The organism is Streptomyces sp. NPDC107521 (genome assembly GCF_055598485.1).
The window spans coordinates 37,290-54,372 of record NZ_JBVKAT010000029.1; the positions used below are offsets into that span (position 1 = coordinate 37,290).

General features: G+C 75.3%; 15 protein-coding genes. 8 read left to right on the forward strand and 7 right to left on the reverse strand.

Annotation, left to right across the window (positions count from 1 at the left end):
• Nucleotides 1-68 precede the first annotated feature (68 nt).
• Nucleotides 69-839: a lytic polysaccharide monooxygenase gene (locus ACZ7LB_RS29895; RefSeq protein ID WP_471472497.1), complete on the reverse strand. Its 771-nt coding sequence runs from the start codon at nucleotides 837-839 to the stop codon at nucleotides 69-71.
• A 547-nt stretch (nucleotides 840-1,386) separates the two neighbouring features.
• On the opposite strand from ACZ7LB_RS29895, the gene ACZ7LB_RS29900 reads away from it, so the two are divergent.
• From ACZ7LB_RS29900 to ACZ7LB_RS29910, 3 genes are all read left to right on the forward strand, one after another.
• Nucleotides 1,387-1,983: an ABC transporter ATP-binding protein gene (locus ACZ7LB_RS29900; RefSeq protein WP_471472499.1), complete on the forward strand. Its 597-nt coding sequence runs from the start codon at nucleotides 1,387-1,389 to the stop codon at nucleotides 1,981-1,983.
• A complete protein-coding gene (locus ACZ7LB_RS29905) occupies nucleotides 1,980-2,837 on the forward strand; it encodes a hypothetical protein (RefSeq protein WP_471472501.1) in 858 nt (285 codons plus the stop codon). Before ACZ7LB_RS29900 ends, ACZ7LB_RS29905 begins: the two co-directional genes overlap by 4 nt.
• A gap of 326 nt (nucleotides 2,838-3,163) precedes the next feature.
• Nucleotides 3,164-4,450 (forward strand): polyprenyl synthetase family protein, encoded by a 1,287-nt coding sequence (locus ACZ7LB_RS29910; protein ID WP_471472503.1) that lies wholly within the window; start codon nucleotides 3,164-3,166, stop codon nucleotides 4,448-4,450.
• A 213-nt stretch (nucleotides 4,451-4,663) separates the two neighbouring features.
• Here the strand turns inward: ACZ7LB_RS29910 and ACZ7LB_RS29915 are convergent, their stop codons facing one another.
• The 5 genes from ACZ7LB_RS29915 to ACZ7LB_RS29935 form a co-directional block, all read right to left on the reverse strand.
• Nucleotides 4,664-5,578 (reverse strand): PfkB family carbohydrate kinase, encoded by a 915-nt coding sequence (locus tag ACZ7LB_RS29915; protein WP_471472505.1) that lies wholly within the window; start codon nucleotides 5,576-5,578, stop codon nucleotides 4,664-4,666.
• 299 nt (nucleotides 5,579-5,877) lie between these two features.
• Nucleotides 5,878-6,525: a class I SAM-dependent DNA methyltransferase gene (locus ACZ7LB_RS29920; RefSeq protein ID WP_471472507.1), complete on the reverse strand. Its 648-nt coding sequence runs from the start codon at nucleotides 6,523-6,525 to the stop codon at nucleotides 5,878-5,880.
• Nucleotides 6,526-6,587: 62 nt separating this feature from the next.
• Complete coding sequence (locus ACZ7LB_RS29925; RefSeq protein ID WP_471472509.1) at nucleotides 6,588-7,580, reverse strand: DMT family transporter; 993 nt, start codon at nucleotides 7,578-7,580, stop codon at nucleotides 6,588-6,590.
• Nucleotides 7,580-7,849, reverse strand: a complete 270-nt coding sequence (locus tag ACZ7LB_RS29930; RefSeq protein WP_471472511.1) for a hypothetical protein — start codon at nucleotides 7,847-7,849, stop codon at nucleotides 7,580-7,582. Before ACZ7LB_RS29930 ends, ACZ7LB_RS29925 begins: the two co-directional genes overlap by 1 nt.
• 48 nt (nucleotides 7,850-7,897) lie before the next feature.
• A complete protein-coding gene (locus tag ACZ7LB_RS29935; RefSeq protein ID WP_471472513.1) occupies nucleotides 7,898-8,884 on the reverse strand; it encodes a class I SAM-dependent methyltransferase in 987 nt (328 codons plus the stop codon).
• 876 nt (nucleotides 8,885-9,760) lie between these two features.
• Here ACZ7LB_RS29935 and ACZ7LB_RS29940 point away from each other — a divergent pair.
• From ACZ7LB_RS29940 to ACZ7LB_RS29950, 3 genes are all read left to right on the forward strand, one after another.
• Nucleotides 9,761-10,321, forward strand: coding sequence for a class II aldolase/adducin family protein (locus ACZ7LB_RS29940; protein ID WP_471472515.1), 561 nt, complete (start codon nucleotides 9,761-9,763; stop codon nucleotides 10,319-10,321).
• Complete coding sequence (locus ACZ7LB_RS29945; RefSeq protein ID WP_471472517.1) at nucleotides 10,318-10,881, forward strand: cupin; 564 nt, start codon at nucleotides 10,318-10,320, stop codon at nucleotides 10,879-10,881. Before ACZ7LB_RS29940 ends, ACZ7LB_RS29945 begins: the two co-directional genes overlap by 4 nt.
• Nucleotides 10,882-10,957: 76 nt before the next feature.
• Entirely contained in the window at nucleotides 10,958-12,370 is a 1,413-nt protein-coding gene (locus ACZ7LB_RS29950; RefSeq protein ID WP_471472519.1) for a helix-turn-helix domain-containing protein, read from the forward strand.
• 46 nt (nucleotides 12,371-12,416) lie between these two features.
• Here ACZ7LB_RS29950 and ACZ7LB_RS29955 read toward each other — a convergent pair whose 3' ends face one another.
• On the reverse strand, nucleotides 12,417-13,154 hold the full coding sequence (locus ACZ7LB_RS29955) for a TetR/AcrR family transcriptional regulator (protein ID WP_471472521.1): 738 nt from the start codon (nucleotides 13,152-13,154) through the stop codon (nucleotides 12,417-12,419).
• Between the two features lie 376 nt (nucleotides 13,155-13,530).
• Between ACZ7LB_RS29955 and ACZ7LB_RS29960 the strand changes: the two genes are divergently transcribed.
• Together ACZ7LB_RS29960 and ACZ7LB_RS29965 are read left to right on the forward strand one after the other, a co-directional pair.
• Nucleotides 13,531-14,223 (forward strand): haloacid dehalogenase type II, encoded by a 693-nt coding sequence (locus tag ACZ7LB_RS29960; protein ID WP_471472523.1) that lies wholly within the window; start codon nucleotides 13,531-13,533, stop codon nucleotides 14,221-14,223.
• A 329-nt stretch (nucleotides 14,224-14,552) separates the two neighbouring features.
• Nucleotides 14,553-16,892 carry a glycosyl hydrolase family 18 protein gene (locus ACZ7LB_RS29965; RefSeq protein ID WP_471472525.1) on the forward strand — a complete coding sequence of 780 codons (2,340 nt, stop codon included), beginning with the start codon at nucleotides 14,553-14,555 and terminating at the stop codon, nucleotides 16,890-16,892.
• Nucleotides 16,893-17,083 lie beyond the last annotated feature (191 nt).

The following is a 17,083-nucleotide window of genomic DNA, read 5'->3' on the forward strand; positions in this document are numbered from 1 at the left end:
CGGCTCCGGCCGCGCGCCGGGCGGGCGTGCCGGACGCCGCACGGCGGGCGGCGGTCCGAGGGCCGGTCCTAGCAGGGGCCGAGGTCCTCCCAGACGCCCCACTCGCCGGTGGTGCCGGGCTCCTCGCCCTGGACCCACCACTTGGCGCGCCAGTTGTGGCCCTTGTGCGAGATGGTCTGGCCGCCGGTGTAGACCGAGCCGCGGTTCCAGGGCGTCACGGTGCAGTCGCCGGGCTGCTCGCCGCCGCCGCCGTTGTCGCCGCCGCCACCGGTGCCGCCGCCGCCGTTGTCACCGCCGCCGTTGTCGCCGCCGCCCCCGCCGGTGCCGCCGATGTTGACGTCGACGCAGGCGTAGAAGGCGTTGGTGGTGTCGGCGATGTTCCAGACGGCGAGCACCTTCTGCTTGCCGGTGAAGTTGCCGAAGTTCACCTGGTGGCTGACCTCGGCCGGGGGCTGGGCGCCCCGCCCGGAGAACTCGGCGAGCTTCGTGTTGCCGATGAAGTACTGCCAGTTGGAGGTGGCGTGCCGGGCCTCGATGCGCCAGGTGAAGGTCTGGTTGGTGGCGACCGGCAGGACCTTCCAGCCCTTGCTGTCGTCGTCCAGGTCGGCCCAGCGGGCGTCGCCGCCGCTGCAGGTGCGCAGGCCCTTCGGGCCCTCGACGCTCGCGGGCTCGTACTTGATCTGGCCGCACTTGACCGTGCCCGTCGCGCACTGGTCCTGACGGCTGTTCGGGGTGACCACCCAGCCGTGGGCGTTGGCCGTGCTCACCGGAAGGGTGAGGGCGATCATCGGAGCGGCCAGCGCTCCGATCGCGATGGCCGCCTTCCTCTTCATGTTCATGACATTCCATTCTCTTCGATACACGTCGAACCGCCCCGCCCCGGAACGCGGGGCCGCCGGTCCGGCGGCCCCACCGCGCAGGTCTAGACCTACGTACGCAGGTCTAGACCTTAGCCGCGCGGCGGGCCCCGTCAAGGGGTCGGGCGCGGTCGGGTCGGCGGCGCGACGGCGGGGCGGGGTGCCGGAAGAGGGTGAATCCGCGGGCGCCGCGGCCCCGGGACGGTGCCGGAACCGGGTGTTCCGATCAACGGCCCCCGGTGGCAACGGAGATGGGAACCGCAGGTCAGGGTGTCGGCCGCCGTCGGAGCGGGCGGTCCTCCGCCCGGTGCGGGCCGGGCGGCCCGGTGGGACCGGAGGCCGTCGATCCGGGAGCGCCTTGATTTCCATGGGAGTTGGATGCGGCAAGCGGGACGGGGGACGGGGGACGTGGTGCGCGGGCGGTCCGGCGCGACGCCCGTGTCCCGTGCGCCGTCCGCTCGTTGGCAGTTCCGTGAGGAACGGAGCGCACAGGGGCCGGGGCGTACCCGGGGCGGGACCGCCGCTGTCCATGGAGGGGGTGTGGAAGTCCTACGGGAAGCGCGCCGTGCTGCGCGGAGTGGACCTCGTGGTCGAACCCGGCCGCCTCGTCGGCGTCGTCGGTGAGAACGGCGCCGGGAAGACCACCCTGCTGCGGGCCATGGTCGGCGAACTGGCCCCCGACCGGGGCTCGGTGCGCCGGAACGGCGAGGTGGGCTACTCCCCGCAGGAGACCGTCGTCAACCCCCTGCTGACCGTGGCCCAGCACCTGGAGATCTTCCAGGTGGCCTACCGGCTGCCCGACGTGGGGCGGGCGTCGGCGCTGCTGGCCGCGCTCGGCTGCCGGGACGCCCTCGGACGGCGGGCCGGGACCCTGTCGGGCGGCACCCGGCAGAAGCTGAACCTCGTCCTGGCGCTGATGCACCGGCCCGCGCTGCTGGTCCTCGACGAGCCCTATCAGGGCTTCGACTGGGACACCCACCAGCGGTTCTGGCGCCTCGCCCGCGAGTTGCGGGACGACGGCCAGGCCCTCGTCGTGGTCTCCCATCTCCTGCACGACCTCGGGCACTTCGACTCGGTCCACGCGCTGCGCGACGGACGGCTGACCGAGGGGGTGCGGGCCGGATGAACGCCGCGCGCCGCCCCTTCGCCACGGCGCTGCGCTTCGTCCTGGCCTCCCACGCGCGCAACCGCCTCGCGCTGCTGCTCGCCGTCGCCTTCCCACTGGTGTGGATCTTCATGACGCGGACCTGCGGGTACCACGTGACGCTGCGCTTCCAGGTGTTCCCGGCCGGCGGCTACATCGAGGCCGACAACAACCGCACGATGCAGATCAACAGCGCGATGAACGCGGTCACGGTCACCGCCGGGTTCATGGCCTTCATGGAGGCGTTCAAGTCCGGCCCGATGGACCGGCGCCTGGTCCTGGCCGGCTACCGGCGGCGCCATCTGACGGCGGCGAAGGTGGCGGCGGCGCTCGTCATCGCCGCCGCGCTCGCGCTGTACGCGGCCACGCTGCTGCACCTGTCCTTCGGTCAACGGCAGTACGGGGCGCTGGTCCTGGCGTTCTTCACGGCGAACGCCGCGTTCGGCGGCATCGGGATCATGCTCGGCTCGCTGCTGAAGGGGGAGCTGGAGGGCTTCTTCGCGATCATCATGGCCAGCATCATCGACAACGGGCTCCAGAACCCCGGGATGAACCCCCCGGCCGACCAGCCCGGCCTGCCCTTCCTGCCGCTGCACGGTCCGTCCCAGGCTGCCTGGGCCGCCTCCTTTACCGGGACCTGGCCCGGCGCCTACGCGGCCCGGGGGCTGCTGTGGTTCGCGCTGACCGCGACGGCCGCCCTGGCCGTCCTGCGGCTGCGCACCCGCTCCTACCACCGGCCGCACCGCCACGGCGCGGCGGCACCCGTCCCGGCACAGCCCCCGGAGGGCGCGGCGCGGGCGGACGGGGGACCGATGGAGAGGACCACCGGGGGGTGACATGGCCCTACGGCCCCTACGGCCCCTACGGCCCCTACGGGCACGGCGGACCCGCACGCAGGGTCCATGCCGAGGGCCGGCCAGGGAGGTGCTCACCGGGCGGGACCGGGGCGGGGGTGGTCACCCCGGCGCCCGGACCTCCCCGGAACCCGGATCTCCCCGGAACCCGGATCTCCCCGGGGCCGGACCTGGTGGGGCGTCGACCCCCCGGCGGGGCCCGGCTCAACGGCGGACCACCCCCATCGCGGCCCCGCACCCTCTCCGGTGCCGCCCGACCGGGCGGCCACCGCGGACAGCTTCCCCCGAACAGACGGATGGAGAGACGGATGCCCGCCGGGCAGCAAGGCGAACTCACCCACGAGACGGTTCCGCCCCAGGGGCGGCAGCCCGCCGGGGACACCCGTCCCGGCACTCCGTGCCCCCGCACCGACCCCCACCAGGGTCGGCACCGGCCGCTCGCCGGCCCCCAGGGCCACGAGGCCGCCCCGGCCGGGCCGGACACGGTCCCGCACGGTCCCGGCACCGGCGCCCCGTGGACGCCGGAACCCGACATCGAGCGCCTCTACCCGGCCCGTCCGCACCCCGGGACCGCCGAGGAACTGCTGACCGCCGAGGCGGCGGGGCCCCTCCTGCAGGAGACGGCCCGCCGCCTCCAGGACCGGGTGCACAGGGCCCTCATCGCCCCCGTGCGCGGGACCGTGGACCAGGGCGGGCGGCGGTGGCGGCCGAGGCTCGCGGCCACCGCGGCCGAGGCGCTGGGCGTGGACGGCCGCCGCTACGGGCCGCTCTGGGCGGCCTGCGAACTCCTGCACACCGGATCGCTGATCGTCGACGACATCCAGGACGACGCCCCGCTGCGCCGCGGCCGTCCCAGCGCCCACCTCGTCCACGGCACCGCCACCGCGATCAACGCGGGCACCATGGCGTACTTCAGCATGTACCGGGCCGTCCGCCTGACCCTGCCCGCCGACGGGCCGCTGCGGACCGCCGTGTACGAGACCTACCTCGACGCCCTCCAGGCTGCGCACACCGGCCAGGCGCTCGACATCCAGGGCCACCACGAGGAGATGGCCGCCGCGCTGGACACGGGGGACACCGCCGTACTTGAGCAACTCGTCATCCTCACCCACCGGTTGAAGTCCGGCGAGCCGGTGGCCGCGTCCTTCCGGATCGCCGCCCTGGTCGCGGGGGCGGGTCCGGCGGAGTGCGACGCGCTCGCCGCCCTGGGCCGGGCCGTCGGCACCGCCTACCAGATCACCGACGACGTCGCCGACCTGCGGGGCGCCGGGCCCGGGGGGACCGAGGCCAAGCGGCCGGGCGAGGACCTCCTCAACGGCAAGGTCACCCACCCCCTCGTGCGCGCCGTCGCCCTGCTGCCCCGGGAGGAGGCCCGGCGCCTCTGGGAGGAGGTGCGCTCCGGCCCGGATCCGGACGGCGCCGCCCGGGCGGCCCGCCGCGTCGCGGACAGCGGAGCCCTCGACCTCTGCGCGGCCGAGGCACGCCGGATGGTCCGCGACGCCTGGGAGGTGGCCGCGGCGCTGCTGCCCGTCTCACCGTCCTCGCTCTCGCTGGGCCGGCTCTGCGCCGAGGCGCTGCGCTCCCGGATCGCCTGACGCGGGGCGGCCGTTCGCCGTAACCCGGGCAAGGCACCGCCCTGTCGCCCCGTCGGTCGGGAGGCCGGCGGCGGTTCCCGTTCCGCCGAGGGTCCGGCGGCCATGGGCCGGGCGCCGCAGATCCCCGCCGCCCCGGGGCTCAGGGCACGGCCGAGGGGCGGGGCTCGACGGCACGGGCCGCTTCGATTCCCTAGGCCCGCGCCACGCGGGCGATCAGACCGGAGGGGAGCAGCGGCGTACCCCTTGGCGCCAGGCCGACTCCAGCGCGGTGGTGGCCGGGGCGCGGCCGAGGCGGGCGGCCCGTTCGCCGGGCCAGTGCCAGGCCGCACCGGCCAGGAACCCGGCCGGAAGGCGTCGCCCGCGGAGTCCGCGATCCCGGCGGCGGGGACGGCCCATACGCGCGGCCGGGGCGCGCCCGAGCGGGGCCAGGGAGACCCCGTCGGCGCCGAGCGTCGTGATCCAGGTGCCGACCCTGCCGAGGAGGTGCCGTTCCGTCCAGCCGGTGCGTTCCAGCAGCAGCGCCGCCTCGTACTCGCTGGTGAACAACCAGTGGGCCCCGTCGACGGGTTCACGGGCCCGCGGCCGGACCGGACCGGCGACTCGCCGGGACGGGGCTGCGGTGAGGGGGAGGCGGAGGAGTCGGGCGGTCCCGGTGTGCCGGGGTGTCGCGGCGGCATCGCCGGCTCCGATCAGGACGAGGGCGGGTCCGGTGGGGCGCGCGGTGACGTCGGCGAGGTCGATCCGGGGCGCCTCGGCCATGGCGCCCGCGTAGCAGGCGGTGATCCGGTTCCGGTCCTCGTCGGTGGTGCGGCCGGACCGCGCGGTGCGCGGACGGTCGCTGATCCGTACGGCGGAGGTGTCGACGCCGTGGGCGCGGAGCCGGGCGGCGTCCTCGGCGAAGTCCGCGCCCGCCGTGCCGACCGGGAGCGGGTGGAGACCGAGCGGGACCGGCCCGAAACCGATGTCGGCGGCCACCCCGCCCCGGCGCACCTCCAGCCGGTCGGTGAGGAACGGCGGGGAGACCCGCTCCAGCCGGTTGTCGAGGAACCGGCCGGCGAAGCGTCCGGGGAACACCGTCAGATGCTCGGTCACCATCGAACCGGTCACGACGACACGCACGGACGGCACGCCTCGGATGGTGGTGTGGGGGCAGGGGGACCACCCCCTCGGCGGCTCGGCGGCTCGGCGGCTCGGCGGCTCGGCGGCTCGGCGGCTCGGCGTCCCGGCGTCCCGGGGCCCGGCGGCCGGGACGGGCGCCCGCGCGGGCGGGGACGGTGCGCGGCCCGGGGGTGTGCCGCGCACCGACCCCGCCCGCGCGGACGCCCGGCGTCGACCGTCCGCCGTCCGGTGCCCCGGTACCGGCCGGGCCGCCCGGTGGGGGCGGGGCGGCGGCCCGGCCGGGCGGCGCGGCGGGGGTGTGCGGCCCGTCAGTCCACCCCGCCCGCCTTGCGGAAGACCCAGTAGTCCGCCCGCTCCTCGGCGATGTAGTGGGCGTTGCGCAGCCTGGACTCCAGCGCCGCCCGCACCCTCACCTCGGGCGACAGGGCGAAGTCCTCGAAGCCGGTCTCGGCCGCGTAGCTGCCGCGGGTGGAGACCAGGACCAGGCCGCCGGGACGGGCGTACTCGATGAGGGTGAACAGCGCCGTCGGGCGGACGTGGCCGAGGGTGAACACCCCGCTGCTGACGACGATGTCGTACGTGTCCAGCCGCGGGTCCCGGGCGGGCACCGCGAGGTCGAAGCCACCGTGCACCGTGCGGTACGCGTTGGTCCTGATGGCCTCGGCGGCCATGTTCTCCGACAGGTCGACCCCGTCGATGACGTAGTCGCCGAGGGTCCGCAGCACGGTGCCGACCAGTCCCGTGCCGCAGCCGGCGTCGAGGACGGTCGCGTCCCGCGAGAGGTAGGCGGAGGCGAGGAGGTGGACGAAGTCGGCGGCGACGCGCGGCGCCACCCACTTCTGGTCGGCCAGGTCGACGTCGTACCGGGACGCCCAGCCCTCGTAGTAGTTCTTGAGCCCGGGGGCGTCGTCGAAGAAGACGTGCGACTGCTGGATGTTCGAGAAGGAGTTGCTCATGGTTGTCCTCCGTTTCGGAACATGCCGGACTGGACCGCCGGGGCGGTTCGCTCCCGTCCCGCTCAGGTCACCGCTGGTACGTCGGACGCGTCGTCCGCGCTCCGGGCACCGCCGCCGCGGTCGCGGGACCGCGCGTTTCTCACGTCGAGGAGCAAGTAGAGGCCGATGCCGCAGAGGATGAGGAGGGCGCCGCCGGCCTCGGTCCAGGTGGGGGTGCGCCGTTCCACCGGCAGGCTGAGGAGCGCCCCGAAGATGGTCTCCGTGGCGAGCAGGGGGCCGACCAGGGGCACCGGGATGCCCTGCGCCGCCTTCACCCAGATGTAGGTGCCCCACCACGATCCGAGGACGCCGAGGAACACGCACCAGGCGATGATCTTGAACAGGGGGTAGGGGTCGAAGGTCGCGTCCGGGGTGGTGGCGACGGCGTAGGGGAGCAGCACCATGGAGGCGCCGCCCGCCCCCATCGCTACCAGCCCGGCCCAGATGGTCGGATCGGGCCTGGTCTCCCAGGTGCGCTGCGACTGCGCGTTGCGGACCACGAAGTAGGACCAGGTCAGCATCGCCATCAGGGCCAGGGCGATGGCCAGCAGCGAGTCGTTGGCCACCTCGGTGCGCTCGCCCTGGAGGTAGTCCGCCGTGCTGAGCAGCGCCAGACCGGTGAGGATCAGGACGACCGGGCCGATCAGCTCGTGCCAGCGCATCCGCTTCTCGGCGAAGTTGCCCGCCACGGCGATGGTGATCGGTGACGATCCCACCACGACGGCGGTGATGAAGCCGCTGTCCATGGTCGCGGAGTACGAGACGCAGACGTAGAAGACGAAGTACCCGACGAAGCCGATGTACAGGCCGAAGAGGACCCGGCGCCGGGGCATGGCCCGGAGCCGGTCGCGCCCGCGCCAGAGCACGTACAGGCCGCAGAGGCCGAACAGGGAGTACCGGCCGGTGACCAGGAGCAGCTCGCTCGCGGGCTTCACGGCGGCCGGTGCCACGAAGGCGAAGGCCCAGAGGAGGGCGGCGGCCAGCGCGGCGGCGACGTTCCTGTGCGTGCTGCCCATCAGCCGGCGGGCTCCGGGGCGCGGGCCGGGCCGGTGCCGGTGCCGGTGCGGGCCGCACCCGTGGCGCCGGAGGTGTTCCCGGCGATCGCCGCGCCCGGCCGGAGCGGACCGCGGCGCTCGGCGTCGCCGAGGACGTGGCCGACGGCGCGGTCCCCGCCGCCCCCCGGATTCAGGAACCCGGCCTCGGGGAGGACACGGACCCGGGCCCGGGCGTCGGGGGTCCCGGGTTCCACGAGGGGGGTGTTGCCGGTGAACGGCTGGAGGTTCAATGCGACCCCTTGGTGAGTGTCACGGTGGGAGAGTGCGGGCCGCCGCCGTCAGAGCGCGGAGTCGGGGATCCGGACCGAGTCGAGCATCGCGACCGTGTGGCCCACCCGCTCGCCCTTCTCGACCAGGGCCAGGGCGTCCGCCGCGCTGATCCCGTACGGGGCGAGCTCGGCCTCCGTGCGCAGGGCCCGCGCGCCCGCAGCCGCCGGGGAGACGCCGTCGAACGCCTCGCGCAGCACCTCCACCGGGTAGAAGTGGAACGGGCCGAGCCCCTCGCGCTCCCAGCGGGCGTAGCCGCCGACCACCTCGTGCGGCTCGGACTGGACCTTCCAGGTGTAGGTCAGGACGCTGCCGTTGTACCCGGCGGCGCCGGAGAGGCTCAGGATCTCCGGGAGCGGCACCCGGGCCCCGATCGACGACAGGACGCGCCCGCCGGTCCGCAGCAGCGGATGCGCCTGCTGGAGGGCGAGGTAGTGGAGGCTGAGGAGGTTCTTCTCGGCGAACCCGGGGATCTCCTCGCCGCGTTCCCCGATGAACGTCGAACTGGTCTGCCCGTCGGCGAGGTCGCCGGAGCCCGCCACGGGGATGTTGGGCAGGTTCTCGTAGACCACGTCGACCTGCGAGACCCGGCCGGCCAGCGGGGCGAGCAGGTCCCCGGCGCCGCCGACGAGTTCGACGTCCGGCGCGACGACGTTGCTCCGGATGTTCTCCCGCGCGTGGGCGAGCACGTCCTCGTGGAGGTCGGTGAAGCCGACGATGCGCGCGCCGAGGATCTCCACGGCGGCCAGGGCGTCGAGCCCGGCGCCCGTTCCCACCGTGCAGAAGCGCGGGGCGAGGACGCCCATCCGGGCGAGCGTCCGGAAGGCCGGGGCCGCCACGCTGGCGACCCAGTCGGCGCGCGGGTCGTCGGGCTTGGGCCGATAGGAGTGGTCGGAGAGGGTGAGCGCGAGGGACGGGCGGATGCGGGCCGTCGCGTCGAGTCCGAAGAACGCGGTCGATGACACCGTCATGTCGGCCCGGCCGGGCTGAGGGTCCATCCATGCCTCCTACGACGTGCGTGGGTGCGGCTGGTGCGGGGCGCCCCGCGCGGGGGGTCGCGCGGCGGGGGCGGCCGGGCCGGTCCGGGGCGCAGGCCGGTGCCCGGCGGCGGCCGGGGCGGCGGCGGTCCGGTGCGGACGCCGTCCCCGTGAGGGGAAGCGGTTTCACTATCGAGGGCCCGGCGAGGCGCTGTACAGGGACGCCCTGTTGTCTGTTGCCAGGCAACAGCGGACGAGCGCCCCGGCCCCGCCCGCTCCGGGCCGCCGGGGCCGGGGCGCCCGCCCGGCACACCCTGTCCCGGGCGCCCGCCCGGCACACCCTGTCCGGCACGGGCTGTCCGCGCTCACACCGGCCACGGTCACACCGTCCCGTGCAGGGTGTCCGGAGCGGGGCGGGAGGCGGTCGCCGCACGGCGTCGGAGACGGGCGGGGCCGGGCGGGGCCCGGGGGACGCGGCGGGACCCGGGGCCGGGACACGGGGCGGATCGCGAGGGCGGGACGCGGCGGGCGCGTGGGACGGGTGGTACCGGGCGGACGGGGTGGACGGGCCGGAGGGGACCGGGACCGGGCCCGTGCGTCCCCCGGATTCCTGTCAGATCGGCCCCGCCGGGGACGTTCCGGCAGACCGTCATGAAGCGGATGATATGCGTCCGTTTCATGGTCCGGGGATAGCGAACACCCCGGTGGAGCGCAAGCGCTCCCGTTCAAGCCACCCTCTCCGGGGGCCGGTTGACGCTCGGAAGAGCGCCTCCCTAGGATGTAGCTATACCGGTGGGTATACCTGCTGGCCCATGTCCCCCGGCCGGTCGCGGTGGTACCCCTCCGGCGCCCGCGCGCGCCGTCCGGACGCGCGGGCCGACGCCGAAGGAGCCCGTTGTGAAGCCCCTGCACGTCCCCGAGGACACCGAGTCGCTGCGCGACCTCCTCGTGACCGTCTGCCGCGCCCTGTACCGGAGCGGCGGGGTGTTCGGGGCGGACGGCAGCGCCTCGGTGCGGGCCGGGGAGGCCCTGCTGGTCACCGCCGCCACCGGGGGAGGGGTGACGTCCCGTCGGGACACGGTCCTGGTCGACCCGGTCGAGGGGCTGCCCCTGGCCGGCGAGACCGAGTGGCCCTCGCCCGACACCCCCGCGCACCTCGCGGTCCACCGCCGGGTGCCCGGCTGCGGTGCCGTCCTCCACGCGCGGCCCGCGCCCGGCGGGGCGCTGGGCGCCCTCGCCGCCTCCGCGCCGGTCGCCGTACGGCTCTGCCCGGACCCGCGCGGAGCCGACCGCGCCGCGGGGACCGCGCCCGCCGTGCTCATCGACCGGTACGGCGTCACCGCCTGGGGCCGCGACCTCGACGAGGCCCGCGCCCGGATGGAGTGTCTGGAGGGACTCGGCCGGCTGCTGCCGCCGGACGGCATCCCCGCCGGGGGCGCCCTGGAGTTCACCGGGTGACGCTCCTGCAGATCATGCCGGAGGACGCCCCGCGCTCCGTGCTGCTGCGCACCGGGGACCCGGACACCATCCGCGGGGAACTGCTCAACATCGGGGTGCGCCTGGAGCGTTGGCACGCCGCCCGCCGGCTCCCGGCCGGAGCACCGGACACCGCCATCCTCAAGGCGTACCGCAGCCACATCGACCACACCTGCGCCGAGGGCCGCTACGGATTCGTCGACATCGTCCGCGCCGCCCCCGGGGCGCCCGGCGCCGCGCCCCCGCCCCACCGCCACTGGCGGGAGGAGCACCACCACGACGAGGACGTGGTGCGCTTCCTGGTCGCGGGCGCCGACTCCTTCTCCCTGCACGCCGCGGGGCGGGTGTACGCGCTCCTGTGCACCGCCGGGGACCTGCTCTCCGTCCCCGGCCGGACCCGGCACTGGTTCGACACCGGAGCGCGGCCGTCGTACACGGCGGTCCGCTTCTTCCCCAGGGAGGGCCGCTGGACCAGCGGCTTCCCGCCGGACGGCATCGCCGCCCGCTTCCCGGGCTTCGACGATCTGCTGGCGATGACCTGACCGGGCGGTGACCGCGCCCGGCCCATCCGGCCCGAATCAGCCGGCCGCTGACGCGGCCCGTTCCGAGGGGAACCCCATGTCGTTGGAATCAGCGCGGCACGCACAGGCGGCCCGGTCCCCCCGGGGGACCGCCGAGCGGGCGTCGGTCGTCGACGCCCCGCCCGCGACGTTCGGCCAGCTCCTGCGGGCCCACCGCCAGCAGGAGGGGCTGTCGCTCGCGCAGCTCGCCTCGCGCGTCCACTTCGACCGGGGCCACGTCAGCAAGGTCGAGACCGGCAAGAGGTCGCCCTCCGTCAACTTCGCGGAGGCCTGCGACCGCGCGCTGGACGTCGGCGACACCTTCACCGCCATCGCCACCGCCCTCGAGGCGGCGGCCCAGCGGCAGGGCTGGATCCGCCCCGCCCAGTTACCCGCAGCCAAGCCCGGCTTCGTCGGGAGGCCGGCCGAACTCGACGCTCTCGACCGGGTGCTGTGCGGCGACGAACGGTGCCTGGGGGTCCCCGTCGCCGTCGTCGACGGACCGCCCGGCGTCGGCAAGACCGCCCTCGCCGTGCGCTGGGCCCACCGCGCCGTCGCCCGGGGGCGCTTCGCCGACGGACAGCTCTTCGTCGGGCTCCGGGGCCCCGGCGCCGACACCGCCGCCGACCCGTTCGAGGTCCTGGCCGACATGCTGCGCGCCCTGGGCGTCCCCCCGCAGCACATACCGGCCGACCCGGCGCAGCGGTCCGCCACCCTCCGCTCGGCGCTGCACGGCCGGGAGATCCTGCTCGTCCTCGACAACGCCGCGCACGCCCGGCAGATCCTGCCCCTGCTGCCCGGCTCGCCCGGCTGCGCCGTGCTGGTCACCGGCCGCGCGGCACTGCCCGGCCTCATGGCCCTGGCGGGCGCGGTGACCCTGACCCTGCCGGAACTGCCCGGGGCGGAGGCGGCCCTGCTGGTCCGCTCCGTCATCGGCGACCGCCGCGCCGACGCCGACCCGGGCGCCCTGGACCTGCTGGCCGCGCGCTGCGGAGGGCTCCCGCTGGCCCTGGTCCTGGCCGGGGAGCACATCGTCGGCCACGCCCACCACAGCGCCCGAACCCTCGCCGCCGAGCTGCGGTCCGACCACGTCCGGCTCGGCCTCGCCGCGGGCGACCTCGTCCTGCGCGACGCCTTCGAGACCTCCTACCGGACCCTCGACGCACCCGCCGCCCGCATGTTCCGCCTGCTGGGGCTGCTCCCGGACGGCGCCGTCACCACGGCCTCGGCCGCCGCCGCCGCGGGGGTCTGCCGGGACGAGGCGGCGCGGACGCTGCGGGACCTCGCCGGGGCCCGGCTGATCCGGCACCAGGAGGGCGAGAGCTACCGGCTGGACCCACTGCTCGGCGCGTACGCGACCCGGCTGGCGCGGCGCGCGGACGCGAGGCCGGAACGCGTCCGGGCCGTGCGCGGGGCGGCCGACGCCCTGCGGGCGGAGGGGGTCCCTCCGGCGCGGGAGGCGGAGCGGTGAGGACGAGGGGCCGGGACCGGTCCCGGGCGGACCGGCCACCCCTTCGTCAGCGGCCGGGAGCGGTGGCCGTGGTCCCGGGAGCCTCGCCGGCCGCCCCGGCACCGTCGTCCGCCGCGCCGGCCGCGGCAACCAGGGGCCCACCGGTCGCCGGCGCCGCGCTCCCGCGCCCCGCGACCGCGCCGCCGACCAGGGCGACGGCCATCTGCACGGCGCGGTCCAGGGCCCGGTCCACCGAGCCCATCGAGTCGGCGACGCAGGCCCCCTCGTGCAGGATCATCAACTGGGCGGCCAGGCCCCCCGGGTCCTCCGCGCGGGCCTGGACCGCGAGGTCCGTCATGTACGCCAGCAGCCACGCCTTCTGCTCGCGGGCGACCTCCCGGCCGGGATGCCCCTCGGGCAGCTCCACCGAGGCGTTGACGAAGGCGCAGCCCCGGGGGTTCCGCTCGCGGATCCACTCCCGCAGCGCCTCCAGCGTGGCGACCAGCTTCTCCTCCGCCGTGCCCTCGTGCCCGTTGACGTGCTTGACCAGCGTGGACCGCCACAGGCCGTCACGGGCCCGGAGATACGCCACGATGAGGCCGTCCTTCGACCCGAACCGGTCGTAGAGGGTCTTCTTGGTGACGCCCGCCTCCTCGGAGATCGCCTCGACGCCGACGGCGCGGATGCCCTGGTCGTAGAAGAGCCGGGAGGCGGTGTCGAGGATCTTCACGCTGGCCGGTGTCAGGTGCTGCGCGCCGCGCTGCCGACCACTCCGTCTGGGCGCCCCGGCCTTCGTCGTCGTCATGCCCCCGAAGGTACACCCAGCGGTATGGTTATGTCCTTTGCCCCAGGGGCCGTTCGGGCCCGTGACGCCTGCCGGGAGACTGCCGGGGCGCGCCCCCGGGAGCGGGTGTTCCCGGTCGCGCGCCGCCAAGGCGTCCGGTCCGCGCCGGGGTGTCCCGGAGGGAGTGCGGGCGGTGTCCCGGAGGGAGTGCGGGCGGGGCTCCGCGGGGGTGCGGGCGGGGCCGCGCGGGGCGTGACATGCCGCGAACGGCGCAATGCGGGGCCGGTCCCGCCCGGCCGGGGCACGGTGGGCGGCGTCGAGCAGATCCGTCGCGACCGCCGACCGGTGCCGGCGGCGGCGGGCCCGTCGGCGCGCGGCTCCGGACGAGGGAGTGCGTATGGCAGGGGCGGGCCGCGTCGAGGTCGTCGTCCTCGACGTCCTCGGGACGATGGTGAACGAGCCCGCCGGACTGCGCGCGGCCGTGCGCGAGGCGGTGCCCTCCGCCGAGGGGGCGGCCGTGGACGGGCTGGCCGGCCTCTGGCAGGAGTACGTCCGGCGACAGCAGGAACGGGTGCTGTCGGGCGACCGCCCCTACGCCGGGCCCGGGGCCATCGACGCCGAGGCGGCCCGGCACGTGGCCGCACGGGCCGGGGTCACCGATCCCGGGGCCCTCGCCCGGCTGGCGTCCGCCGGTCGCAGGCTGCCGCCCTGGGAGGACTCGGCCGCCGGACTGGCCCGGCTGGCACGGCACTTCCCCGTCGTCGCGCTCTCCCACGCCGCCCGCGCCACCCTGCTCCGCCTCAGCGCGCACGCCGGACTGCGCTGGCACCAGGCGCTGTCCGCCGAGGACGCCCGGACCTACAAGCCCGCGCCGGAGGTGTACCGGCTGGCGCTCGACGCGGCGGACTGCCCCGCCGACCGGGTGCTGATGGTGGCCGCGCACGCCTGGGACCTGCGCGGGGCACGGGCGGTCGGCATGCGCACCGCCCATGTGCGGCGCCCGGCCGGGGACCCGCCGGGGCCGGGGGACTCCTTCGACTGGGAGGCGGACGGCCTGGAGGACCTGGCGGCGGCGCTGACGGGGGCGTGACGGCGGCGCTCCCCGGGGAGCGCCCGGCGCGGGACCGGCCCCGGACCGCTCCTGGACCGGCCCCGGGCGCCCCGCGGAGCGCCGGTCCGGCGGACCCGGGCGGTGGGTCCCCGGGGCCGGACGGGGGTGTGCCCGAGCGGGCGTCAGCGGTGCGGACCTGTTGACGCATTGGTCCAGACCTTCTACGTTGTGGGGCGTCCTGACGGACGGCGGTGTCCGGCCTGCACCCCGGCCCCACCCGCATTCCGGCCTGCCTTCGTCCGGTCACGCAGGCACCAAGCGCACGGTTCACCTCACCCCTGTACCACCCCACCATCACAGGGAGAACCATGTTCCACAGGCGCAGACCACCCCTCTCCGGAGGCGCAGCACGTCCCTCCGCCCCCGCTGACGCACGACGGCTGCGGCGTCGCGTCGCCGTCCTCGGCACCGCCCTGCTGCTGCCGCTCGCGGGCCTCACCGCCCTCGCGGCACCCGCCCACGCGGCCGGCACCCTGACGGCGACCTTCACCACCCAGGACAGCGGCTCCTGGTGGAAGGGCACCTACATCGTCCGCAACACCGGCACGGCCGCGGTCAGCGGCTGGACCCTGGAGTTCGACCTGCCGACCGGGGTCACCCTGTCCGGCAACTACAACGGCGAGGCGACGGTCAACGGACGCCACGTGACCGTCAAGAACGCCTTCTACAACGCCAACGTCCCGGCGGGCGGCTCCACCGAGCCGTACAGCTACTGGTTCACCGCGACCGGCACCCCCGGCGCCCCGACCGGCTGCACGATCAACGGCGACAAGTGCGACGGCAGCCCCGACGTGCCGCCGACCGCGCCGGGCGCGCCCAAGGCCACCGCGGTGACCTCCCGCACCGTCGCGCTGAGCTGGGCCGCCGCCAAGGGCGGCGACCACCCCGTGGCCGGCTACGAGGTGCTCAGCGGCGGCAGGACCGTCGCCACCGCGACCGGCACCGCGACGACCGTCACCGGACTGACCCCGGCCACGGACTACAGCTTCACCGTCCGGGCCAAGGACGTCCGCGGCAACCTCGGACCGGCCGGCGACCCGCTGGCCGTCAAGACGGTGGACCCGGCGACCGACCCGACCCCGCCGACCGCGCCGGGCAACCTGCGCTCCACCGGCAAGACCGCCTCCACGGTGTCCCTGGCCTGGGACAAGGCCACCGACAACGTCGCCGTCGCCGCCTACGACGTCTACCGCGGTGACACCCTGGTCAAGTCCGTCGGCGCGGACACCCTGGCAGCGACCGTGGAGGGGCTGGCCCCGGCCGCCAAGTACACCTTCACCGTCAAGGCCCGGGACACCGCCGACAACCCGTCGGCCGCCTCCAACGCCCTCACCGTGACCACGGACGACGTGGCCGGAGCGGGCAAGCAGCTCAAGGTCGGCTACTACGCGCAGTGGGGCATCTACGGACGCCAGTACTTCGTGAAGAACCTGGACACCTCCGGGGCCGCCGCGAAGCTCGACGTCATCAACTACTCGTTCGAGAACATCGACCCGAAGAACCTCACCTGCCAGGCGGGTGTGACCAAGGGCGTCTCCAGCAACCCGCAGGACCCGGACGAGGGCACCGGCGCCGGTGACGCGGACGCCGACTACGCCCGTCCGATGTCCTCCGCCCAGTCGGTGGACGGCGTGGCCGACGACGGCTGGGGCAAACTGCGCGGCAACTTCAACCAGTTGAAGAAGCTGAAGGCCAAGTACCCGAAGCTCAAGGTCGTGGTCTCGCTCGGCGGCTGGACGTACTCGAAGTTCTTCTCGGACGCGGCCGCGACGGAGCAGTCCCGGAAGAAGTTCGTCGAGTCCTGCATCGACGTGTGGATCAAGGGCAACCTGCCCGTCTACAACGGCGCGGGCGGACCGGGCACCGGCGCCGGGATCTTCGACGGCATCGACATCGACTGGGAGTGGCCGGGCGCCGAGGGCCACCCGGGCAACCACTACGGTCCGCAGGACAAGGACAACCTGACCGCCCTGCTCGCCGAGTTCCGCAAGCAGCTCGACGCGCTCGGCGGCGAGCACCGGCTGCTCACCGCGTTCACCCCGGCCGACCCGGCGAAGATCGAGGCCGGCTGGGACATCCGGCGCATCTTCGACTCCCTCGACTACGCCAACGTGCAGGGGTACGACTTCCACGGCGCGGGCAGCGACAACTCCTGGGAGCCCAACCGGGTCGGACACGCGTCCAACCTCTACACGGACCAACAGGACCCGTACTCCTTCCACTTCAGCGTCGAGAACGCCATCAACACCTACCTCGACGCCGGAGTCCACCCCCGCAAGCTGACCGTGGGCTTCCCGTTCTACGGGCGCGGCTGGCAGGGCGTCGCCGACGGCGGCGTCAACGGCGAGTGGCAGAGCGCGACCGGCGTGGCGCCCGGCCAGTTCGACACGGAGGCGGGAGTCAGGGGCTACAACAACCTGATCACCAGCTACCCGACCATGACCGTCCGCCACGACGAGCAGTCGATCTCCACCTACGGCTACACCGGTCCCAACGGCCAGTGGTGGTCCTTCGACGACGCCTGGGCGATCTCCAAGAAGACGGCCTGGGTCAAGTCCAAGGGGCTGCTGGGCGGCTTCGTCTGGGAGATGTCCGGTGACACCCCGAACGGCACGCTCATGACCGCGCTGGACAGTGGACTGAAGTAGGGCGCGCACACGGCCCGGGTCCCGCCGGGCCGTGCACCGGGCCCGGGTGGACGGTCGGCGGACCGCCCACCCGGGTCGTTCCATCCCGTGAGCCGTGAGCCGTGAGCCGTGAGCCGTGAGTCGTGAGACGCGCCCCGGCCGTGGCCGACGACCCACGTCCACGGCGCACGGCTCACGGTCGCGCGCCGGAC

What these genes read in the sequence shown, in the direction of transcription:
- ACZ7LB_RS29965 (WP_471472525.1), top strand. Translation starts at nt 14,553, where the DNA reads ATGTTCCACAGGCGCAGACCACCCCTCTCCGGAGGCGCAGCACGTCCC.
- ACZ7LB_RS29905 (WP_471472501.1), top strand. Translation starts at nt 1,980, where the DNA reads ATGAACGCCGCGCGCCGCCCCTTCGCCACGGCGCTGCGCTTCGTCCTG.
- ACZ7LB_RS29955 (WP_471472521.1), bottom strand. Translation starts at nt 13,154, where the DNA reads ATGACGACGACGAAGGCCGGGGCGCCCAGACGGAGTGGTCGGCAGCGC.
- ACZ7LB_RS29960 (WP_471472523.1), top strand. Translation starts at nt 13,531, where the DNA reads ATGGCAGGGGCGGGCCGCGTCGAGGTCGTCGTCCTCGACGTCCTCGGG.
- ACZ7LB_RS29910 (WP_471472503.1), top strand. Translation starts at nt 3,164, where the DNA reads ATGCCCGCCGGGCAGCAAGGCGAACTCACCCACGAGACGGTTCCGCCC.
- ACZ7LB_RS29895 (WP_471472497.1), bottom strand. Translation starts at nt 839, where the DNA reads ATGAACATGAAGAGGAAGGCGGCCATCGCGATCGGAGCGCTGGCCGCT.
- ACZ7LB_RS29925 (WP_471472509.1), bottom strand. Translation starts at nt 7,580, where the DNA reads ATGGGCAGCACGCACAGGAACGTCGCCGCCGCGCTGGCCGCCGCCCTC.
- ACZ7LB_RS29935 (WP_471472513.1), bottom strand. Translation starts at nt 8,884, where the DNA reads ATGGACCCTCAGCCCGGCCGGGCCGACATGACGGTGTCATCGACCGCG.
- ACZ7LB_RS29920 (WP_471472507.1), bottom strand. Translation starts at nt 6,525, where the DNA reads ATGAGCAACTCCTTCTCGAACATCCAGCAGTCGCACGTCTTCTTCGAC.
- ACZ7LB_RS29950 (WP_471472519.1), top strand. Translation starts at nt 10,958, where the DNA reads ATGTCGTTGGAATCAGCGCGGCACGCACAGGCGGCCCGGTCCCCCCGG.
- ACZ7LB_RS29900 (WP_471472499.1), top strand. Translation starts at nt 1,387, where the DNA reads ATGGAGGGGGTGTGGAAGTCCTACGGGAAGCGCGCCGTGCTGCGCGGA.